We start from the raw sequence: 20,015 nt of genomic DNA, 5'->3' as shown, positions 1-20,015 counted from the left end.
AGTCCTTCGGAGCCTCGAACAAGGCAAAAACCCATCAGCTACACCCCACCGCTCTGGGCATCCAGGGCACCAACCCCAGACACCTACAAACTTAGGGACGAACCCATGTCGCACACCGTTGTCGTACTCACCGCCGGGTTGTCGCAGCCGTCGAGCACCCGCCTGCTCGCCGATCAACTCGCCGATGCGGTGGCCTCGGCCGTCGGCGCCCGCGGCGAGGCCGTGACCATCGAGGTCATCGAATTACGGGATCTGGCAAGCGATCTCGCCGCCACGATGGTCTCCGGCGGCCTGCCGACGCCCGCGGTGGCCGCGGCGCGGGAGAAGGTGTCCGCGGCCGACGGCCTCATCGCCGTCACCCCGGTGTTCGCCGCGAGCTACTCCGGGTTGTTCAAGATGTTCGTCGACGTGCTCGACACCGAGGCGCTCAACGCCATGCCGGTGCTCATCGCCGCCACGGCGGGAACCGCCCGGCACGCGCTGGTGCTCGAGCATGCGATGCGGCCGTTGTTCACCTACCTGCGCGCGGTCGTCGTTCCGACCGGCGTGTTCGCCGCGACCGAGGATTTCGGTTCGGCCGGACTGGGTGAGCGGATCCACCGCGCCGCGGCCGAATTCGCCACCCTGGTGGTCGCGGTACCGACCGGCGTGGACGGGTTCCTCCCCGAACCGGCTCGGACCCGGCAGTCGGGTAACCACGTCGGCGAGGTGACGCCGTTCGCCAAGCTGCTCGCGGGCCACACGGGACACACCGAACGTCCCCACCGGCCGGCCGAACAGCGGTAGGACACCGCGCTTCTCCCCCCTGCCGGCCCGGCCCACGCTCTGATCGACTCGCTCGGGTAGGCCGGCGGGTTCGCTTCGACCGCCCGCGCACCCAATCCGGTGCGCGGGCGGTCGCACGCGACATGATGGAGGGGTGACTGCGGGCCCGGAAGAGCTTCTCGACGACTGGTTGCGTGTATCCCTGGCGGAGGTGCGGCCGGGACCGCGGCGCGCCGCCACCGATCCGATCGGCAGCGGCAGTCCGATCACCGTCGGGACGTGTCTGGACTTGTTCGACGCTCAGGCCACGAGCCGGCATCTGGATTTCGCGGCACGGCGGCTCGGCGCGAGCAAGCGCGGGTACTACAGCATCGGGTCCAGCGGGCACGAGGGCAATGTGGTGCTGGCGCAGGCATTGCGCAGCACCGATCCGGCGCTGCTGCACTACCGGTCCGGTGCGTTCTTCGTGCGCCGCTGCCGGCAGATCCCGGGACTGGACCCGATCCGTGACGTGCTGCTGGGAGTCGTCGCGGCGGCCGCCGATCCGATCTCGGGCGGGCGGCACAAGGTGTTCGGCAGTGCGCCCGCGTCGGTGATACCGCAGACCTCGACCATCGCCTCCCATCTCCCCCGGGCGATGGGTCTGGCCTTCGCGCTCGATCGGGCCCGCCGGCTGGGCCGCGACACGCCGTGGCCGCGAGATGCGGTGGTGCTGTGCACGTTCGGCGACGCCTCGGCCAATCACTCCACCGCGACCGGTGCGATCAACGCCGCGATCCATACCGCGCACCAGGGTATTCCGATGCCGCTGCTGTTCGTCTGCGAGGACAACGGTCTCGGCATCAGCGTGCCCACTCCCCCGGACTGGATCGAAGCGGCCTTCGGATCGCGACCGGGGCTGCGGTATTTCGACGCCGACGGCTCCGATCTCCGGCAGGCCCTGTCGGTGGCGTCGGCGGCCGCGGAATCCGTGCGTGCCCGGCGGCGTCCCGCACTGTTGCGGCTGCGCACGGTGCGGCTGCTCGGGCACGCCGGATCCGACGTGGAGTCGGCGTACCGCCGGCCCGAGGACATCGAGGCCGACCGCCGCCGCGATCCCGTCGCCGCGACGGCCCGGTTGCTCGTCGAGATCGGTGCCGCCACCGCCGAAGAAGTTCTCGCTCACTACGACGCGATCGGCGCCCGCGTGGCGGCGACGGCGGCACAGGTGGCCGAAGAACCGCATCTGGACTCGGCCGAGGCGATCCGGGCGCCCCTGGAATTCGGACGTGCCCGACAGCCTTCGCCGAATCCGAAGCCGGGCCCCCGCGCCGGAGACCGCATGCCGGCCGCTGCCACCATGGCCTTGCCGCAGCAGCCCGAGAGCGCTACGCGGACAGATACTTTCGAGCATCCGGCGTCCCGGACCGAATCCGCGTCGGCCGTCGAACCGGCACACCGCACCGACTTCGGTGGCTCCCCCGTGGTACCCGCGGATTCCACCGGCACCTCGACGGACGGTGAGACGAGTCCGGCGCCGCGCTCGCATGCCGGGGCCTCGGAGCAGACCGCCGACGGCTTCGGGCCGATGACGCTGGCGCAGGCGATCAACCACACGCTGGCGTCGTTGCTCGACCACGACCCCGATGTGCTGGTTTTCGGCGAGGACGTCGGCCGCAAGGGTGGCGTCTACGGCGTGTCCAAGGGGCTGCAGCGACAGTTCGGGGCGCGGCGAGTGTTCGACAGCCTGCTGGACGAGCAGAGCGTGCTCGGCACCGCGCTGGGCGCCGGACTCGCCGGATTCGTACCGATTCCGGAGATCCAGTATCTCGCCTACGTGCACAATGCGCTGGACCAGATCCGGGGTGAGGCGGCGACCCTGCCGTACTTCTCCGCGGGGCAGTACCACAACCCCATGGTGGTGCGGATCGCCTCGTTCGCCTATCAGCGCGGTTTCGGCGGGCACTTCCACAACGACAATTCCGTTGCGGCGCTGCGTGATATCCCCGGCGTGGTGGTCGCGGCGCCGGCCCGGGCCGACGACGCCGCCGCGATGTTGCGCCGGTGCGTCGAGGCCGCTCGCAGCGAGGGCCGGGTGTGTCTCTACCTCGAACCGATCGCCCTGTACCACACCCGCGACCTGCACCGCCCCGGTGACGGGGGCTGGCTCGCCACCCCCGACGACGATCCGGTATCGCTCGGGCGTGCCCGAATCCACGGCGACGGTACGGATCTCACGATCGTCACCTTCGCCAACGGTGTGCCGATGAGCCTGCGCGTCGCACAGCGTTTGGCGGACAACGGCATTCGCGCGCGGGTGCTCGACCTGCGCTGGCTCACACCTCTTCCCGTCGACGATCTGCTGCACCATGCCCGCGCTACCGGCGCCGTTCTCGTCGCCGACGAGACCCGCCGCAGCGGCGGGGTCTCGGAATCGGTGTGCACCGCACTGCTCGACGGCGGTTTCGACGGCCGCCTCGCCCGCGTCACCAGCGCCGACAGTTTCGTCCCACTCGGACCCGCCGCCGAACTGGTGCTGTTGAGCGAAGCGGCGATCGAGGCCGCGGCGCATCGGTTACTGAAATCCGGCCCGCGCCACGAGGATTAGCGGCCGCCGATGATCAGCGCAGTGTGACCGTTGTCGGCAGCGCGGCGAAACCGCGATTGTTCGAGGAGTGGATGCGGCGCAGCCCGGACGGGTCGATGTCGTAGTCGGCGATGCGGGCGGTGATCTCCCCGAGCGCGGTCCGCAACTCCAGCAGGCCCAGATTCGAGCCGAGGCAGTGGTGGCGGCCGCTGCCGAAGACCAGCGCGTCGGAGGTGTCGCGATCGAGATCGAAGACATCGGGCCGGTCGAAGACCTCGGGATCGCGGTTCGCCGAACCGGTCAGCAACAGCATCCGCGCACCCGCCGGAATCGTGACGCCGTGCAGTTCGACGGCCTCGGTGGTGGTGCGCAACTGCGACTGGGTCGCCGGGTCGTAGCGCATGCCCTCGGCGATCCAGTCGTCGACGCGCCCGAGCGCCGCGGCCCGCTGATCCGGATGCGCCCACCCGGCGTACCAGATATTGCCCAGCGTGAGCATGGTCGTCTCGATCCCCGCGCCGATCAGCAGGATCAGCACGCCCACGATTTCCTCCGGGGTGAGCCGGTCGTCCCCGTCGGCGGCGTCGAGCAGACCGGACAGCAGATCGTCGGTGCGGTGCTTACTGCGTTCGATGGTCAGCTCGGTGTAGTAGCCGACCAGGGCGCCGATCGCCTGCATCGCCTCCGGCCGCAGATCGGTCGACTCCTCCTCGGTGTACATGATCTCCATGCCGAGTTTGCGCACCAGATCGCGATCCGCGCTCGGCACGCCGACCAGTTCGGAGATGACCTCGGTCGGATACGGGCCCGCGAACTCGGTCATCAGGTCGAAACTGCCGCGTTCGAGCAGCGGCTCCAGCAGGCCGGCGGCGATCTCGCGCAGCCGCGGCGCCAGCGCCTGCACCCGGCGCGCGGTGAACGCGCGCGAGACCAGGCCGCGCATGCGAGTGTGTTTCGGCGGGTCCATCGCCACGAAGGAGAAGAACTGCTCGGCCTGCGGGCCCCAGAAGGCCGGTTCCATCCGCAGCCCGTTGGCGCTCGAGAAGCGGTCCGAATCACGCAGTGCGGCAAGCACATCGGCGTAGCGCGACAGCGCCCAGAAGTCGTCGTCGGAGTTGCGGAACACCGGCGCCTGCTCGCGCAACTGCGCGTAGACCGGATACGGATCGTCGTGAATGCCGAAATCGTACGGACTGAATTGCACTGACATCTTCGACCTCCCCGACCGCACGGCGGGGGCCGCGCCGGTTCGCCATCCGAGCTGACAGGATGACAGTAGTCGATAATGGTTCGTCGCCGCCGACAGAAGGAAGAGGTGTCATGGAACCAGTGACCGGATCACACGGCCCGCATACGGATCCCGTGGCGCCACCCGGTATCGATGTCACCACCCCGCATCCGGCCCGGCGTTACGACTACTGGCTCGGCGGTAAGGACAACTTCGAGGCCGACCGCGCCTCCGCGGAAGCGGTCGCCGAGGCTTTTCCCAGCGTGCAGATCTCCGCGCTGGAGAATCGGGCCTTCCTGCACCGAGTGGTCGGTTATCTGTCGGCGGAGGTCGGTATCCGGCAATTCCTGGACCTCGGCGCCGGCCTGCCGACTGCCGGAAACGTGCATGAGATCGCGCAGGCCGCCGCGCCCGAATCCCGCATCGTCTACGTCGACAACGATCCGATCGTCGCCCTGCACGCCCGCAGCCTGCTCGACAGCGCCCCCGAGGGGGCGACCGCCTATCTGGAAGCCGACGCGCGCGACCGCGAGCGCATCCTCACCCATCCGGAGCTGCTCGCCACCTTGGATCTGTCGCAACCGGTGGCTCTGATGATGCTCGCTGTCGTGCATTTCTTCACCGACGAGGACCGTCCCTACGACATGGTGCGCCAGTGGGTCGACGCGCTGGCGCCGGGCAGCTATCTGGTCATGTCGCATGCCACCAGCGATCACCTCTCCGAAGAAGACCTCGCCGACAGCGAACAGGCCAACAAGCGCAGCGGTATCCCGTTCCGGCTGCGCTCGACAGCCGAGTTCAGCCGATTCTTCACCGGCCTCGAACTCGTCGAACCCGGGATCGGATCGGTCATCCACTGGCCCACCGAATCCAGGCGTGCCCATCCCCGGCCGGAGGCGGTGTCGATGCTCGGTGCGGTGGCGCGCAAACCCTGATCCGGTTGCTCCACGACGTCGGCCCCGGTTCCGCAGTACACGGAAACCGGGGCCGAATCGTTTTGTGCTGCAGGCGATTACCCGCCCGTGGCGATCAGGGCAGCGGACCGCCCGCGGCGATCGCCGACAGGGTCGCGAATTCGTCGCCCTTGAGCGAGGCGCCACCGACGAGCGCGCCGTCGATATCGGCGGCCGCGATGAGCTCGCCGACGTTCTTGGCGTTCACCGACCCGCCGTAGAGGATGCGCACACCCGCCGCGACCTCCTGGCCGGCCAGCTCCGCCAGTTCGGCACGCAGCGCACCGCACACCTCCTGCGCGTCGGCCGGAGTGGCGACGCGACCGGTACCGATCGCCCAGACCGGCTCGTAGGCGATGACGACCTTCGCGATCTGCTCCGGCGTCAGCCCCTTGAGCGAACCCCGCAACTGCTCGAGGTTGTACTGCACATGGGTCTGCGCCTCGCGCACGCCCAGCCCTTCGCCGATGCAGACGATCGGCGTCATGTCGTACTGCAGCACCTTCTTGGCCTTCGCCAGCACCGTGGCGTCGTCCTCGTTGTGGTACTGCCGCCGCTCCGAGTGGCCGACCACGACGTAGCTGCACGACAGCTTCGCCAGCATCGCGGCACTGATCTCACCGGTGTAGGCACCGGATTCGTGCACCGACACATCCTGGGCACCGAAGGTGATCCGCAGCCGATCGCCCTCGATGAGGGTCTGGATGCTGCGGATGTCGGTGAACGGCGGGATGACCGTGACATCGACCTTGTCGAAGTACTTGTCCGGCAGGGCGAACGCGATCTTCTGCACCAGGGCGATGGCCTCGAGGTGATTGAGGTTCATCTTCCAGTTGCCGGCGATCAACGGTTTGCGTGCCATGATCAGCCCTCCCCGTCCTCGAGCACGCTGATACCCGGAAGCTGTTTGCCCTCCAGGTATTCCAGCGAGGCGCCGCCGCCGGTGGAGATGTGGGAGAACCCGTCCTCCGGCAGGCCGAGCGTGCGCACGGCCGCGGCCGAATCGCCGCCGCCGACCACGGTGAACGCGCCCTTACCGGTCGCACTCACCAGCGCCTCGGCCACCGCGCGCGTCCCCGCGGCGAAGGCGTCGAATTCGAACACACCCATCGGCCCGTTCCAGAACACCGTCCGAGCCTCGGTCAGCAGCGCGGCGAAGCGCTTGGCCGACTCGGGACCGATGTCCAGCCCCATCCAGCCCTCGGGAATTTCGTTGGCGGCCACCGTCTTCGACTCCGCGTCCGCGGCGAACTTGTCCGCGGCCACGATGTCCACCGGCAGGTGGATGACGTCGGCGAAACGCTCCAGCAGCTCCTTGCAGGTATCGATCATCTCCTCCTGAAGCAGCGAGGAGCCGACCGAAAGACCTTGGGCGGCAAGGAAGGTGAAGCACATACCGCCACCGATGACGAGGGTGTCGACCTTGGGGGCCAGCGCCTCGATCACGGCGAGCTTGTCCGACACCTTGGAACCGCCGAGCACGACCGCGTACGGGCGCTCGGTGTCGGTGGTGAGCTTGCGCAGCACGTCGACCTCCGCGGCCACCAGCGTGCCCGCGTAGTGCGGCAGCAGTTGCGCCACGTCGTAGACCGAGGCCTGCTTGCGGTGCACCACCCCGAAACCGTCGGAGACGAACGCGCCGTCGTCGCCGACCAGCTCCACCAGCGCCCGGGCCAGCTTCTGGCGCTGGGCGTCGTCCTTGCTGGTTTCGCGCGGATCGAAGCGGATGTTCTCGAGCAGCAGCACATCACCGTCGGTGAGGCCCTCGGACCGCGCGAGCGCGTCCTGGCCCACCACATCACCGGCGAGCTGTACGTTGCGGCCCAGCTCCTCGCTCAGCTTCGCGGCGACGGGCGCCAGCGACAGCTTCGGATCGGGTTCGCCCTTGGGGCGGCCCAGGTGGGCGGTGACGACGACCTTGGCACCGGCCTCGGCCAGCGTCTTGATCGTGGGCACCGAGGCGATGATCCGGCCCGGATCGGTGATCACGCCGTTGTCGAGGGGAACGTTCAGGTCGGAGCGCACGAGTACGCCCCGCCCCTCCACGCCCTCGGCAAGGAGATCCTGAAGGGTCTTGACTGCCATGGGTTTACAGCGACTTGCCGACGAGGCCGATCAGGTCGGCGAGACGGTTGGAGTAACCCCACTCGTTGTCGTACCACGACACGACCTTGACCTGGTCGTCGATGACCTTGGTCAGCGGCGCGTCGTAGATCGAGGAGTGCGGGTCGGTCACGATGTCGCTGGAGACGATCGGGTCGACGTTGTACTTCAGGATGCCCTTCAGCGGTCCCTCGGCGGCGGCCTTGTAGGCGGCGTTGATCTCGTCGATGCTCGCCGACTTGCGCAGCGTCGCGGTCAGGTCGGTGACCGAACCGGTCGGCACCGGCACGCGCAGCGCGTAGCCGTCCAGCTTGCCCTGCAGCTCCGGAAGCACCAGGCCGATGGCCTTCGCGGCGCCGGTGCCGGTGGGCACGATGTTCAGGGCGGCGGCGCGGGCGCGACGCAGGTCGCTGTGCGGGCCGTCCTGCAGGTTCTGGTCCTGCGTGTAGGCGTGGATCGTGGTCATCAGACCACGCTCGATGCCGAATTCGTCGTTGAGGACCTTGGCCAGCGGGCCGAGGCAGTTGGTGGTGCACGACGCGTTGGAGATGATGTTCTGGCTGCCGTCGTACTGGCTGTCGTTGACACCCATGACCACGGTCAGATCCTCGCCCTTGGCGGGCGCGGAGATGATGACCTTCTTGGCGCCGGCGGCCAGGTGTCCCTTGGCCTTGGTGGCGTCGGTGAAGATGCCGGTCGACTCGACGACCACGTCGACACCCAGATCACCCCACGGCAGCGCGGACGGGCCCTCCTTGATGGCCAGTGCCTTGATCCGCTGGTCGCCGACCACGATGGTGTCGTCGCCGTCGAGCGAGACGTCCTGCGGCAGCCGGCCGAGGATCGAGTCGTACTTCAGCAGCGTGGCCAGGGTCGCGTTGTCGGTGAGGTCGTTGACCGCGACGATCTCGATATCGGTGGTGCCGAGCGCTTTCTGCGCCTCCACCGCCCGGAAGAAGTTACGTCCGATACGACCGAAGCCGTTGATGCCTACCCGGACAGTCACGTTATCGCTCCTCAGCTTTCAAGCGGATTCATTCCGATGCCAGACCACCCTAATGCCCGGCCATAACATCACGGACACGCCCCTGCCGCGACCTCACCGGCCCGACGCTGCGCCGGTGAGCGTGAGTTCACGCCTCTCGCACCGAACCGTGGCGGCCGCGGCCGCAGGCCCTGCCCATTCGCGGCGGGGATACCCATCTGCCAGGGTTTTCACCTGTTCCGGCTCAGCTGTTTCGGTGCCGGTGGGTTCGGTAGCAAGAGCCTATCGCACCGCGCTCGCCCGTGAACGCACCACAAACGCAGCTTGTGGACAACCACGAACCTGTGGACAATCCATCGCTCGTGCGGCACAAGGGGATTCGCGACCACGGCACCGCTCGATTCACCCTCGGACCGGGAAATCGACCGAGGGACCGTCATCGCGAGGACGGTCCCGGGCCGATGCCGACCACCCGGGACCGGTCCCGCTCACGCGTCTTCGAGCAGTTCGGCGGTGACGGCCGATTCGGTATCGGGAATGCCCAATTCCTTGGCGCGGCGGTCGGCCATGGACAACAGGCGGCGAATACGCCCGGCGACGGCGTCCTTGGTCATCGGCGGGTCGGCCAGCTGCCCGAGTTCTTCCAGCGAGGCCTGGCGGTGCTGCACGCGCAACCGTCCCGCGGCGGCCAGATGATCGGGCACGTCCTCGCCGAGGATCTCGAGGGCGCGCTCCACGCGGGCCGCCGCGGCGACGGCGGCCCGGGCCGAGCGGCGCAGATTGGCGTCGTCGAAGTTGGCGAGACGGTTCGCGGTCGCGCGGACCTCCCGCCGCATCCGGCGTTCCTCCCAGGTCAGCCGCGTGTCCTGGGCGCCCATCCGGGTCAGCAGGGCACCGATGGCCTCTCCGTCGCGGACCACGACGCGATCGGTGCCACGCACCTCGCGGGCCTTGGCCGAGATGCCCATCCGGCGGGCCGCGCCGACCAGGGCCAGTGCCGCCTCGGGGCCGGGGCAGCTCACCTCGAGCGCCGAGGAACGCCCGGGTTCGGTGAGCGAACCGTGGGCCAGGAAGGCCCCGCGCCAGGCCGCTTCCGAATCGCCGATGCTGCCGCCGACGACCTGCGCGGGCAGTCCACGCACCGGGCGGCCGCGCACATCGAGCAATCCGGTCTGGCGGGCCAGCGCCTCGCCCTCCTTGGACACGCGCACGACATATCGGGAGGTCTTGCGCAAACCACCCGCGCCCAGCACGTGCACATCCGATCCGTAGCCGTAGAGCTCGAAGATCTCGCGCCGTAGTCGCCGCGCGATCGAGCCCATATCGACCTCGGCCTCGACGATCACCCGACCGCCGACGATGTGCAGGCCACCGGCGAACCGGAGTAGGGCCGACAGTTCCGCCTTGCGTGCACTCACCTGCGAGACGGACAGACGGCTCAACTCGTCTTTCACCTCGGCTGTCATCGCCACGAGACCCGCTCCTTTCCACCCAACACGGACCGCACCTGCTGGACCGGATGCCGTCCTTCGACTCGAAGCCCTGCCAATTCCGGCCGAGGTTGGCGGATCACCTGATCCAGTGCGGCGGCTAGCTTTCCAGGGTGGTGCCGGTCCGTCCCCGCCTCGGCGACATCAGCGAAGGTTACTCGTGCACGCAGCTGTTCGGCAGCTCTTGCCACATGTTCGCGCTCCCTACCCTCGGGTACGGAGCCGGAGTCCACCAGCACATGGTCGACAGCGAAATCCGGTGCGTGCTGGGACAATACATGCAGGTGCCGTTCGGCGGAGAATCCCGTGGTCTCTCCGGGCTCCGCCGCCAGGTTCAGGACCAGCACTTTCACCGCGTGGGTATGCATCAGCGCATCCCGCAGATCCGGCACGAGCATGTGCGGAATGACGCTGGTGAACCACGATCCGGGACCCAGCACCACCACGTCGGCGTGCTCGATCGCCGAGGTGGCCTCGGGGCTGGCCGGCGGGTCGGACGGGATCAGCCGGACCCGGCGCACCTTGCCCGGCGTGGTGGCCACCGCGACCTGGCCTCGGATACACCGGCTGACCCGCGGGTCGGCCTCGAGGCCGGAGACGTCGGCCTCGATGGTCAGCGCGGTCGGCGACATCGGCAGCACCCGGCCGACACAGCGCAGGATCGCGGCCATCTCGTCGAGCGCCGCGACCGGATCGCCGAGCACCTCGGCCAGCCCGGCCAGCACGAGGTTGCCGACCGAATGCCCGGCCAGCGCTCCGGTGCCGCCGAAGCGGTGCTGCGCGGTGCGCGCCCAGACCCCGTCGGGATCCTCGGCCAGGGCCGCCAGCGCCATCCGCAGATCACCCGGCGGCAGCATGCCCAGTTCGGCACGCAGCCGCCCGGACGATCCCCCGTCGTCGGCGACGGTCACGACCGCGGTGATGCGCTCGGTGAGCCGGCGGGCGGCGGTCAGGGTGGCGTAGAGACCGTGGCCGCCGCCCAGGGCCACCAGAGTGGGCTCTTCCGAATCGCCGGATTTTCCCGACGCGGAGGTGTCGTCACTGTGGTCCGCGTCGTTCATTCGCGCCCCAGATCCCGGTGGACCACGCGGACGACATCGGTCGAGGCACTGTCGGGCCGGCCCAGCAGTTCACCCAGCTCTTCGGCGATCGCCACGCTGCGGTGCTTACCACCGGTACACCCCACTGCCACGGTCATATATCGCTTACCCTCCTGGCGGTAGCCGCTGGTGGTCAGGTCGACCAGATGGCGGCACGTATTCACATAGTCGTCGGCGCCGGGCCGTGACAATACGTACTCGCTGACCACGGCGTCCTGCCCGGTATGTTCCCGCAATTCCGGAATCCAATGCGGGTTCGGCAGAAATCGGACGTCGAAAACCATGTCCGCGTCCAGCGGAACACCGTATTTGAATCCGAACGATTGGATCGTCACCTGCAGGGCCGCGGGTGCGCCGCCGCCGTAGGCCTCCTCCAACTTGCGGTGCAACTGATGCACTGACAGCGCGGTCGTGTCGATCACCAGGTCGGCGGCGGTCTTGACCTTCGACAGGGCCCGGCGCTCCGCGGCGATCCCGGCCGAGAGGGTGCCGTCGGCGCTCTCGCTCTGCAACGGGTGGCGGCGGCGGGCGAAGCCGAAGCGCCGGATCAGCACATCGTCGGAGGCCTCGAGGAACAACAGGCGGGTGCCGACCCCGTTGGCCCGCAGCTGATCGGTGACCCCGGACAGGTCGCCGGTGAAGAAGCGGCTGCGCACGTCCATGACCAGCGCGAGTTTGGTGATCGGCGGATCGGCGGCGGCACCGAGTTCGATCAGCCGGCCGATCAGTTCCGGCGGCAGATTGTCCGCGACGTACCAGCCGAGGTCTTCGAGGACTCGGGCGGCGGTGCCGCGCCCGGCACCGGACAGGCCGGTGACGATGACGACCTCGACCGGATGCGCATCGGGCCGCGGCCGGATGCCGGTACTCGCGTTGGGGTTCGATTCGACGCTCGTCATGTCCTATCGGGTTCCGTCCGTGGCTGCCATTCGATCATCCTGCCCGCCCCGACCGGCCCCCGCGGAGCGCGCACCGCCGGCGAAACCGAGCCGTGACCGAGACGTCATTCGGAGTTGAGGGCCGCGAGCACGGCCTTGGCCGTCGCCACCCCGATACCGGGCACCTCCGTGATTTCCTCCACCGTAGCCTGCTTGAGTTTGGCTACCGATCCGAAGTGGGTCACCAGTGCGGTGCGGCGCGCCTCGCCCAGCCCCCGCACCGAATCCAGGGCCGAGGCGGTCATCCGGCGCGAACGTTTACTGCGATGGAAGGTGATGGCGAATCGGTGCGCCTCGTCACGCACGCGCTGCAGCAGGAACAGCGATTCGCTGGTGCGCGGCATGATCACCGGGTCGGACTCGCCCGGCACCCACACCTCCTCCAGGCGTTTGGCCAGCCCGATCACCGCGACGTCGGTGATGCCGAGTTCGTCGAGCACCTCCGCCGCGGCCGCCACCTGCGGGGCGCCGCCGTCGACGACGTACAGGTTCGGTGGATAGGAGAATTTGCGCGGCCGCCCGGTGGCCGGATCGATGCCGGGCGGCAGATCCGCGGGTTCGGCCTCGGCGGTGGCGATCGCCGCGGCGCCGGCCTGCGGATGTGGAGCACCGGTTCCGCCCGCGTGCTCGGCCGCATCGGCCTCCGCCGTCGCCGCCGCACTGATTTCGTCGAGTTCCTTGCGCAGCCGATAGAACCGGCGCCGCGTGACCTCGGCGATGCTGGCCACGTCGTCGGAGCGGCCCTCGCCCGCGGCCTCCTTGATCGTGTAGTGCCGATATTCCGATTTGCGCGGCAACCCGTCCTCGAACACCACCAGCGAGGCCACGACATCGGTGCCCTGCACGTGGCTGATGTCGACACATTCGATGCGCAGCGGAGCGCTGTCGAGGTCGAGGGCGTCCTGAATACCTTGCAGCGCGGCCGATCTCGCGGTCAGATCGCCGGCGCGCTTGAGTTTGTGCTGGGCCAGCGCCTCCTGCGCATTGCGTTGCACGGTCTCCATCAGCGCCTTCTTGTCGCCGCGCTGCGGCACCCGCAGCGCCACGGCCGAGCCGCGCAGCCCCGACAGCCAGCCCTGCACCTGCTCCGGATCGCCGGGCAGCTCCGGCACCAGGACCTCGCGCGGAACCGCGGTGGCGGGAGTCTCGGTATCGGTGTGCTCGGCGAAGGCGGCCTGTTCGCCGTAGAACTGGGTGACGAACTGTTCCACCAGCGCGGCCAGCTCACTCGGCCCCCGGGCACCCTGGTCGATCGGCGCGGCGCCCACGGCGTCTTCGGTACCGGCCCAGTTCAGGTCGACGGCGTCGCCGGATTTGTCGACCACCCAGCCGCGCTGGCCGCGCACCCGCCCGTCGCGCACGTGGAAGATCTGCACCGCGACCTCGAGTTCGTCGGAGGCGAAGGCGATCACGTCCGCGTCGGTGCCGGTGCCCAGCACGACCGCCTGCTTCTCCAGTGCGCGTTTGAGCGCGGCCACGTCGTCGCGCAGGCGTGCGGCGGTCTCGAAGTCCAGATCCGCTGCGGCGGACTGCATTCGGCGTTCCAGCTCCCGCACCATGCGGTCGGTGCGGCCGGACAGGAAGTCGCAGAAGTCCTCGGCGATGCGGCGGTGCTCGTCGGCGTCGACCCGGCCGATACAGGGCGCCGAACATTTGTCGATGTAGCCGAGCAGGCACGGACGCCCGATCTGCCTGTGGCGCTTGAACACTCCGGCCGAACACGTCCGCACGGGGAACACCCGCAACAGCAGATCCACCGTCTCGCGGATGGCCCAGGCGTGGGCGTACGGCCCGAAATATCGCACGCCCTTCTTGCGAGCGCCCCGATAGACGAACACCCGCGGATATTCCTCGTTCATGCTCACCGCGAGCATGGGGTAGGTCTTGTCGTCGCGGTAGCGCACGTTGAAGCGCGGATCGAATTCCTTGATCCAGTTGTACTCCAGCTGCAACGCCTCGACCTCGGTGGAGACCACCGTCCACTCGACGCTCGCGGCGGTGGTCACCATCTGCCGGGTGCGCGGATGCAGCGAGGACACATCGGCGAAGTAGGAATTCAGGCGGCTGCGCAGACTCTTGGCCTTGCCGACATAGATCACCTGCCCGTAGGAATCCCGGAACTTGTAGACGCCGGGTTCGACGGGAATGGTGCCCGGTGCGGGCCGATAGGTCGCGGGATCTGCCACGGAACCAGGTTAACGACCGGCACCGACAGCGGATACGCGCCGTGACCGTGAACGGTGTGCGGCCGGTGGCAGTGGCCGCGCGGTGGTCATCGGTGCATCCGGTGGGCGCCGGCGATGATCGCGTCGCAGAGCGCCTGTTCGGGTTCGGAGAGCCGGCTGTGCCGGCGCAGCAGCACGAACTCCAGCTCGCCCAGTTCCGGCAGCTTCTCGTCGTCGATCGCGAAAAGTCCTGGGGGAAGGAGGGTTTCGGCGTGCGCCACGACCCCCAGTCCGGCCAGCACCGCGGCCCGCAGGCCCAGCTGGCTGTCGCTGACGCAGGCGATCCGCCAGGTCCGTCCTTCCCGCTCGAGTGCGCGCAGTGCCACGTGGCGGGTCAGGCTGGGCGGCGGATAGGTCACCACGGGGACCGGGTCGACGATGTCGCCGACGCCCGAACGCCCGGCCCACACCAGCCGGTCGCGCCACAGCAGTTCTCCGTGCCGCTCGCCCGGCAGCCGCTTGGCCACCATGAGATCCAGTTCGCCCGCCGCCATCCTCGTCTTGAGGTTCTCGCTGAGCCCGACGATCAGTTCCAGATCCACACCCGGATGGGTCCGCTGGAATTCCAGCAGGACGTCGGGCAGTTCGCGCGCGACCAAATCGTCGGAGGCGCCCAGCCGGATCAATCCCGTGAGCCGGGAATCGGAGAAGTAGCGGTCGGCCTCGGCCTGTGCGTCGAGGATGTTGCGCGCGAAACCGACCATCGCGGCACCGTCGGCGGTCAGCGCGAGATTGCGGGTGTCGCGGCGGATCAGTTCGCGGCCGGCGGCCTGCTCGAGCCGGGCGATATGCCCGCTGACCGTGGACTGGCGCAGGCCCAGGATGCGGCCGGCCGCGGTGAACCCGCCGGCGCGTTCGACCGCCAGGAAGGTGCGCAGTAATTCCGGATCGAACACATTCATCACGTTACTCGTTCATATATATCGATTCCATCGACTTTGGCGATCAGTAATGGACGTCGTACCGTGGCGAGGTGACGTTGCTGGCCAAACTCCGTATCGACGGGTTCCTGCTGGGCTTGTTCGCGGCGATGGCGATCGGCCTGATCCTGCCCGCTCGCGGCGGCGCGGCCGACGTACTGGAGTGGGGCACCAAGGTAGCGATCGCGGTGTTGTTCCTGCTGTACGGCACCCGGCTCGAACCGCGTGAGGCGCTCGCGGGCCTGCGGCACTGGCGGCTGCACACGACGGTGCTCGCCGCGACCTACATCCTGTTCCCGCTGCTCGGCCTGGCGATGCGACTGCTGGTCCCCTCGGTGCTCAGCGACGAGCTCTACACGGGAATGCTCTACCTGTGCCTGCTGCCCTCGACGGTGCAGTCCTCGATCGCGTTCACCGCCATCGCGCGCGGCAATGTCGCGGCCGCGGTGGTCAGCGCGTCGGTGTCGAACCTGCTGGGCGTGTTCCTGACACCGCTGCTGGTGATGCTGCTGATGCAGACCACCGGCGACGCCACCGTCTCGCCGATGTCGATCGTGCAGATCGTGGTGCAGCTGCTGCTGCCGTTCATCGCCGGTCAGCTGCTCCGGCCGAAGCTGCATCGCGTACTGGCGCACACCACCCTCACCAAGATCGTCGACCGCGGTTCGGTGTATCTGGTGGTCTACGCGGCCTTCAGCGCGGGCATGGTCGAACACGTCTGGCAGGGGCTGGCCGTGGGTCGTCTGCTGGCGGTCGTGGGTGTGGCGATCGTCCTGCTGGCGGTGGTGCTGGGCGTGACGGCGGGAGTGGCGCGGCTGTTCGGATTCGACCGGGCCGATCGCATCGTGGTGATCTTCTGCGGGTCCAAGAAGAGTCTGGCCACCGGCCTGCCGATGGCGACAGTCCTGTTCGCCGGACATCCGGTGGGCCTGATCGTGTTGCCGCTCATGATCTTCCACCAGATTCAGCTGATCACCTGCGCCGCGCTGGCCGGGCGGTGGGGGCGCGCGGCGGACGAGGCCGAGGCGGCTCGGACCGCGACCATCTCCCCCGATGCGGCGGTCCCCGGGATCACCCGGGCTCCGCGAACCTGACCCCGGCCGGCATCGAAACCCGTTCGCGGGCAGCCACCTCGACGGCCAGCGCCGCGGCCAGATCGCCGCGCTTGCCGACCACCACGGTCTCGATCTCGAGCCACCCGGCCATCGCCGCCAGCTCCCGGGCCAGCTCGTGGGCGATGCGCGCGTGCGGCCGACCGGGTTCGGCGAAGGCGCCGAGCACATGCAGCCGGCCGGTCGCACGGTCCGCGCGCAGATCCACCCGGGCCACCAGCTCGCCGTCGAGCAAGAACGGGAACACGTAATAGCCGTGCACCCGTTTGTGTTCCGGGGTGTAGATCTCGATCCGGTAGTGGAAATCGAACAGCCGCTCGGTGCGCGGCCGGAAGAAGATCAGCGGGTCGAACGGGCACAGCAGTGCGGCGCCCTCGACCCGCCGCGGGATCCGTGTCCCGGTACGCAGATAAGCCGGCTTGTCCCAGCCGTCCACCCGCACCGGCTCGAGCTCTCCCGCGTCGACCAGCTCGGCCAGCGCGGGTTCACATTGCCGCCGATGCAGCCGGTAGTAGTCGCGCAGATCGGTTTCGGTGGCCACACCCAAGGCGTCGGCGGCCCGGAGGACCAGTTCGCGCGCCGCATCCGGTTCGTCGACGCGGCGGCCGACGACCTCGGGCGGCAGCACCCGTTCGGTGAGGTCGTAATGCCGCTGAAAACCCACGCGCTTGTCCACCGAGAGCTCCCCGGTGGCGAACAACATCTCGCACACCACCTTGGTGTCGCTGTGGTTCCAGCCCCAATGGTCCTTGCGCCGAGGCCGATTCAACTCGAGCTGGCGTTCCACCTCCGCCGCGGTGCACGCGCCGACCTGGTCGATCACGCTCAGCACCCGCCCGGGCAGGTCGGGATTCTCGTCGAGCACCCGGCGCGCCCCACCCCAGCGGCCGTGGGCGTACCCGGCCATCCGCCATCGCAGCAGCGGCCAATCCTCCACCGGAATCAGCGCCGCCTCGTGTGCCCAGTACTCCACGAGCCGCCGCGGCCGCCGCGCACTGTGATCCCATATCGCCTCGTCGAGCAGCGAACGATCGTAGGCGCCGATCCGGGCGAACACCGGCGCGTAATGCGCGCGGACCACCGCGGCGACCGAATCCAATTGCAGCAGTTTGGTATTGCGGACGACTCCGAGCACCGCGCGGCGCGTCGACGAACCTCCCGCGCCGTCCGTCCGGTCACGGGCGGTGGTGGCGAATCCCTGGGCGGCGAGCGCGGCCCGGCGGGCCGCGGCGGAGGTGATGGTGCGCACGCACCGAATCTGCCATGGGCCACCGACAGATATGGCGGAGCCGGGCTCGCGACGGCTCGAATCTGCTACCTTGAACACGTTCGATACACGAATGTATCCAAATCGCCCGAACGCGAAGGAGTACCCGTGGCGCCGTCACAACAGCCGGATGTCATCGTCGTCGGAGCCGGGCTGGCCGGACTGGTGGCCACCTATGAACTGACCCGGGCAGGACGGCGGGTACTGGTTCTCGACCAGGAGAATCGCAACAATCTCGGCGGGCAGGCCTTCTGGTCGCTGGGGGGACTGTTCCTCGTCGACAGTCCCGAGCAGCGACGCCTCGGCATCAAGGACTCCTTCGCGCTGGCCTGGCAGGACTGGCTGGGTTCGGCCGGATTCGATCGCGACGACGAAGACCACTGGGCGCGCCAGTGGGCGCGCGCCTACGTCGAGTTCGCCGCCGGAGAAAAGCGTCGGTACCTGCACGATCTGGGGTTGCGGGTCACTCCCCTGGTCGGCTGGGCCGAGCGCGGCGGCGCCACCGCCGACGGGCACGGCAATTCGGTGCCGCGTTTCCACCTCACTTGGGGAACCGGCCCGGAGGTGCTGCGCGTCTTCCTGGAACCGGTACTGGCCGCCGAGCAGCGCGGGCTGGTGGAATTCGCGTTCCGGCACCGGGTCGACGATCTGATCGTGGAGGACGACGCGGTGGTGGGCGTGCGAGGTAGCGTCCTGGAACCGAGCGAACTGGACCGTGGCGTGGCCTCGTCGCGAACGACGGTGGGCGAGTTCGAATTCCGCGCCCCGGCGGTACTTGTGTCCTCCGGCGGCATCGGCCACAACCACGAATTGATCCGGAAGAACTGGCCCACCGAACGGCTCGGCCCCTGCCCGCAGACCATGATCTCCGGCGTGCCCGCCCATGTCGACGGCCGCATGCTCGCGATCTCCGAATCGGCCGGCGGGCGAATCGTGAACCGCGACCGGATGTGGCACTACACCGAGGGCATTCACAACTGGGATCCGATCTGGCCCGATCACGCCATCCGCATCATTCCGGGCCCGTCGTCGCTGTGGTTCGACGCGAACGGAAAGCGTTTGCCCGCACCGTGTTTCCCCGGTTTCGACACCAATGCCACGATGAAGGCGATCCTGGACACCGGCTACGACTACTCGTGGTTCGTGCTCACCCAGTCGATCATCGAGAAGGAATTCGCACTCTCCGGTTCCGAGCAGAATCCCGACATCACCGGTAAGGACCTCAAACTCACGCTCAAGAGCCGCGCCGCCAAGGGCGCGCCCGGCCCGGTCGAGGCGTTCAAGCGGCACGGCGTGGACTTCGTCGTCGCCGACACCCTGCCCGAACTCGTGCGCGGCATGAACGAGATCGCGCGCGGCCCGCAACTGGACGTCGCCGCGCTGGAACACCAGATCGTCGCCCGCGACCGCGAACTGGACAACAAATACAGCAAGGACGCGCAGCTGATGGCGATCGCCAACGCGCGTCGCTCACTCGGCGACAAACTGGGCCGGGTCGCGGCGCCGCATCGGATTCTCGATCCCGCACACGGTCCGCTGATCGCGGTACGGCTCAACGTGCTGACCCGCAAGACGCTGGGCGGATTGCAGACCAATCTGGACTCGCAGGTGATCCGCTCCGACGGCTCGCCCTTCCCCGGCCTGTATGCCGCGGGTGAGGTCGCCGGCTTCGGCGGCGGCGGCGTCCACGGCTACAACGCCCTGGAAGGCACCTTCCTCGGCGGGTGCATCTTCTCCGGCCGCGCGGCCGGGCTCGCGACGGCCCGGCTGCCGCGTTAGGGCCGTTCCAGGCTCTTTGCCCCGACGGTGCGGGTCAGGCTGAAGATCGGCAGGCCGATCACCAGGTGTTCGATGGCGGTGGTCACTCCCACCCAGATGTCGCTGGACAGCGTCAGCGGGATGACCACCGCCGCGGCGATGAGAATCCCGACGATCCAGGCGAAGAACATATCCGGCGACGGCGTGCCCAGATGCAGCAGATACCAGAGCACGCCGGCGAGCAGGGCGCAGAAGAAGGCCACCACCGCGAACCAGTACCCCTGCTCGGCCATCGGGTTCCAGACCCCGAACTTGCCGCTCTCGGTGGCGCGGGTGGCGATGATGTCGATGATCCACGCGCACAGCCAGGCCGCCAGCGCGGTCACGATCGCGGTGGCGAGTACCCCGCCCGCGAACATGCCCACGTTGACCTCCGGCCGCCGCGGCGCGGGCTGCTGTCCGCCGGGCGCCCGGTAAGGCTGATAAGCGGGATCCTGCTGGTAGTAAGCGGGATCCTGCCGGTAGGCGGGGTCCTGATAGCCGCCCGGCTGATAACCGCTTTCGTACCGCGTGGTGTGCTGCTCACGCGGATCCTGGGGATGCAC

General features: G+C 68.7%; 16 protein-coding genes. 5 read left to right on the top strand and 11 right to left on the bottom strand.

Annotated elements, in window-relative coordinates; all coding sequences use genetic code 11:
- The first annotated feature begins 105 nt into the window (after nt 1–105).
- On the top strand, nt 106–786 hold the full coding sequence (locus IG65_RS0107145) for an FMN reductase (protein ID WP_030514038.1): 681 nt from the start codon (nt 106–108) through the stop codon (nt 784–786).
- Between the two features lie 133 nt (nt 787–919).
- Nucleotides 920–3,352 (top strand): thiamine pyrophosphate-dependent enzyme, encoded by a 2,433-nt coding sequence (locus IG65_RS36705; RefSeq protein WP_369801478.1) that lies wholly within the window; start codon nt 920–922, stop codon nt 3,350–3,352.
- Between the two features lie 13 nt (nt 3,353–3,365).
- On the opposite strand, the gene IG65_RS0107135 is transcribed toward IG65_RS36705, so the two are convergent.
- Complete coding sequence (locus tag IG65_RS0107135; protein ID WP_030514036.1) at nt 3,366–4,541, bottom strand: cytochrome P450; 1,176 nt, start codon at nt 4,539–4,541, stop codon at nt 3,366–3,368.
- 110 nt (nt 4,542–4,651) lie between these two features.
- Here IG65_RS0107135 and IG65_RS0107130 point away from each other — a divergent pair, with 110 nt between their 5' ends.
- Nucleotides 4,652–5,494: an SAM-dependent methyltransferase gene (locus IG65_RS0107130; protein ID WP_036523471.1), complete on the top strand. Its 843-nt coding sequence runs from the start codon at nt 4,652–4,654 to the stop codon at nt 5,492–5,494.
- A gap of 94 nt (nt 5,495–5,588) precedes the next feature.
- Here the strand turns inward: IG65_RS0107130 and tpiA are convergent, their stop codons facing one another.
- From tpiA to IG65_RS0107090, 8 genes are all read right to left on the bottom strand, one after another.
- Entirely contained in the window at nt 5,589–6,374 is a 786-nt protein-coding gene (gene tpiA / locus IG65_RS0107125; RefSeq protein ID WP_030514034.1) for a triose-phosphate isomerase, read from the bottom strand.
- Between the two features lie 2 nt (nt 6,375–6,376).
- On the bottom strand, nt 6,377–7,597 hold the full coding sequence (pgk, locus tag IG65_RS0107120) for a phosphoglycerate kinase (RefSeq protein ID WP_030514033.1): 1,221 nt from the start codon (nt 7,595–7,597) through the stop codon (nt 6,377–6,379).
- A gap of 4 nt (nt 7,598–7,601) precedes the next feature.
- Complete coding sequence (gene gap, locus IG65_RS0107115) at nt 7,602–8,621, bottom strand: type I glyceraldehyde-3-phosphate dehydrogenase (RefSeq protein ID WP_030514032.1); 1,020 nt, start codon at nt 8,619–8,621, stop codon at nt 7,602–7,604.
- A 467-nt stretch (nt 8,622–9,088) separates the two neighbouring features.
- Nucleotides 9,089–10,072, bottom strand: a complete 984-nt coding sequence (gene whiA / locus IG65_RS0107110) for a DNA-binding protein WhiA (protein WP_030514031.1) — start codon at nt 10,070–10,072, stop codon at nt 9,089–9,091.
- Nucleotides 10,063–11,151 (bottom strand): uridine diphosphate-N-acetylglucosamine-binding protein YvcK, encoded by a 1,089-nt coding sequence (gene yvcK, locus IG65_RS0107105; RefSeq protein ID WP_051755471.1) that lies wholly within the window; start codon nt 11,149–11,151, stop codon nt 10,063–10,065. The genes whiA and yvcK overlap by 10 nt, the downstream gene beginning before the upstream one ends.
- Nucleotides 11,148–12,089 carry an RNase adapter RapZ gene (gene rapZ, locus IG65_RS0107100; RefSeq protein WP_030514029.1) on the bottom strand — a complete coding sequence of 314 codons (942 nt, stop codon included), beginning with the start codon at nt 12,087–12,089 and terminating at the stop codon, nt 11,148–11,150. The genes yvcK and rapZ overlap by 4 nt, the downstream gene beginning before the upstream one ends.
- A gap of 104 nt (nt 12,090–12,193) precedes the next feature.
- Nucleotides 12,194–14,314, bottom strand: a complete 2,121-nt coding sequence (gene uvrC / locus IG65_RS0107095) for an excinuclease ABC subunit UvrC (RefSeq protein WP_030514028.1) — start codon at nt 14,312–14,314, stop codon at nt 12,194–12,196.
- A gap of 86 nt (nt 14,315–14,400) precedes the next feature.
- Complete coding sequence (locus IG65_RS0107090) at nt 14,401–15,255, bottom strand: LysR family transcriptional regulator (RefSeq protein ID WP_030514027.1); 855 nt, start codon at nt 15,253–15,255, stop codon at nt 14,401–14,403.
- A gap of 71 nt (nt 15,256–15,326) precedes the next feature.
- Between IG65_RS0107090 and IG65_RS0107085 the strand changes: the two genes are divergently transcribed.
- The gene (locus IG65_RS0107085; RefSeq protein ID WP_081879310.1) at nt 15,327–16,367 is read left to right on the top strand and encodes a bile acid:sodium symporter family protein; all 1,041 of its coding nucleotides are present in this window, start codon (nt 15,327–15,329) and stop codon (nt 16,365–16,367) included.
- Here the strand turns inward: IG65_RS0107085 and IG65_RS0107080 are convergent.
- Nucleotides 16,345–17,634, bottom strand: a complete 1,290-nt coding sequence (locus tag IG65_RS0107080; RefSeq protein ID WP_030514025.1) for a winged helix-turn-helix domain-containing protein — start codon at nt 17,632–17,634, stop codon at nt 16,345–16,347. The two genes, IG65_RS0107085 and IG65_RS0107080, sit on opposite strands and share 23 nt — an antisense overlap.
- A 126-nt stretch (nt 17,635–17,760) precedes the next feature.
- On the opposite strand from IG65_RS0107080, the gene IG65_RS0107075 reads away from it, so the two are divergent.
- Complete coding sequence (locus IG65_RS0107075) at nt 17,761–19,431, top strand: FAD-binding dehydrogenase (protein WP_030514024.1); 1,671 nt, start codon at nt 17,761–17,763, stop codon at nt 19,429–19,431.
- Here IG65_RS0107075 and IG65_RS0107070 read toward each other — a convergent pair.
- The gene (locus IG65_RS0107070) at nt 19,428–20,015 is read right to left on the bottom strand and encodes a hypothetical protein (RefSeq protein ID WP_030514023.1); all 588 of its coding nucleotides are present in this window, start codon (nt 20,013–20,015) and stop codon (nt 19,428–19,430) included. The genes IG65_RS0107075 and IG65_RS0107070 overlap by 4 nt on opposite strands.

The sequence above is a fragment of the Nocardia sp. NRRL WC-3656 genome (assembly GCF_000720265.1).
Lineage (GTDB): Bacteria > Actinomycetota > Actinomycetes > Mycobacteriales > Mycobacteriaceae > Nocardia > Nocardia nova.
The sequence above is the reverse complement of the archived record's forward strand: the minus strand, read 5'-3'. Positions and strand labels throughout refer to the sequence as shown.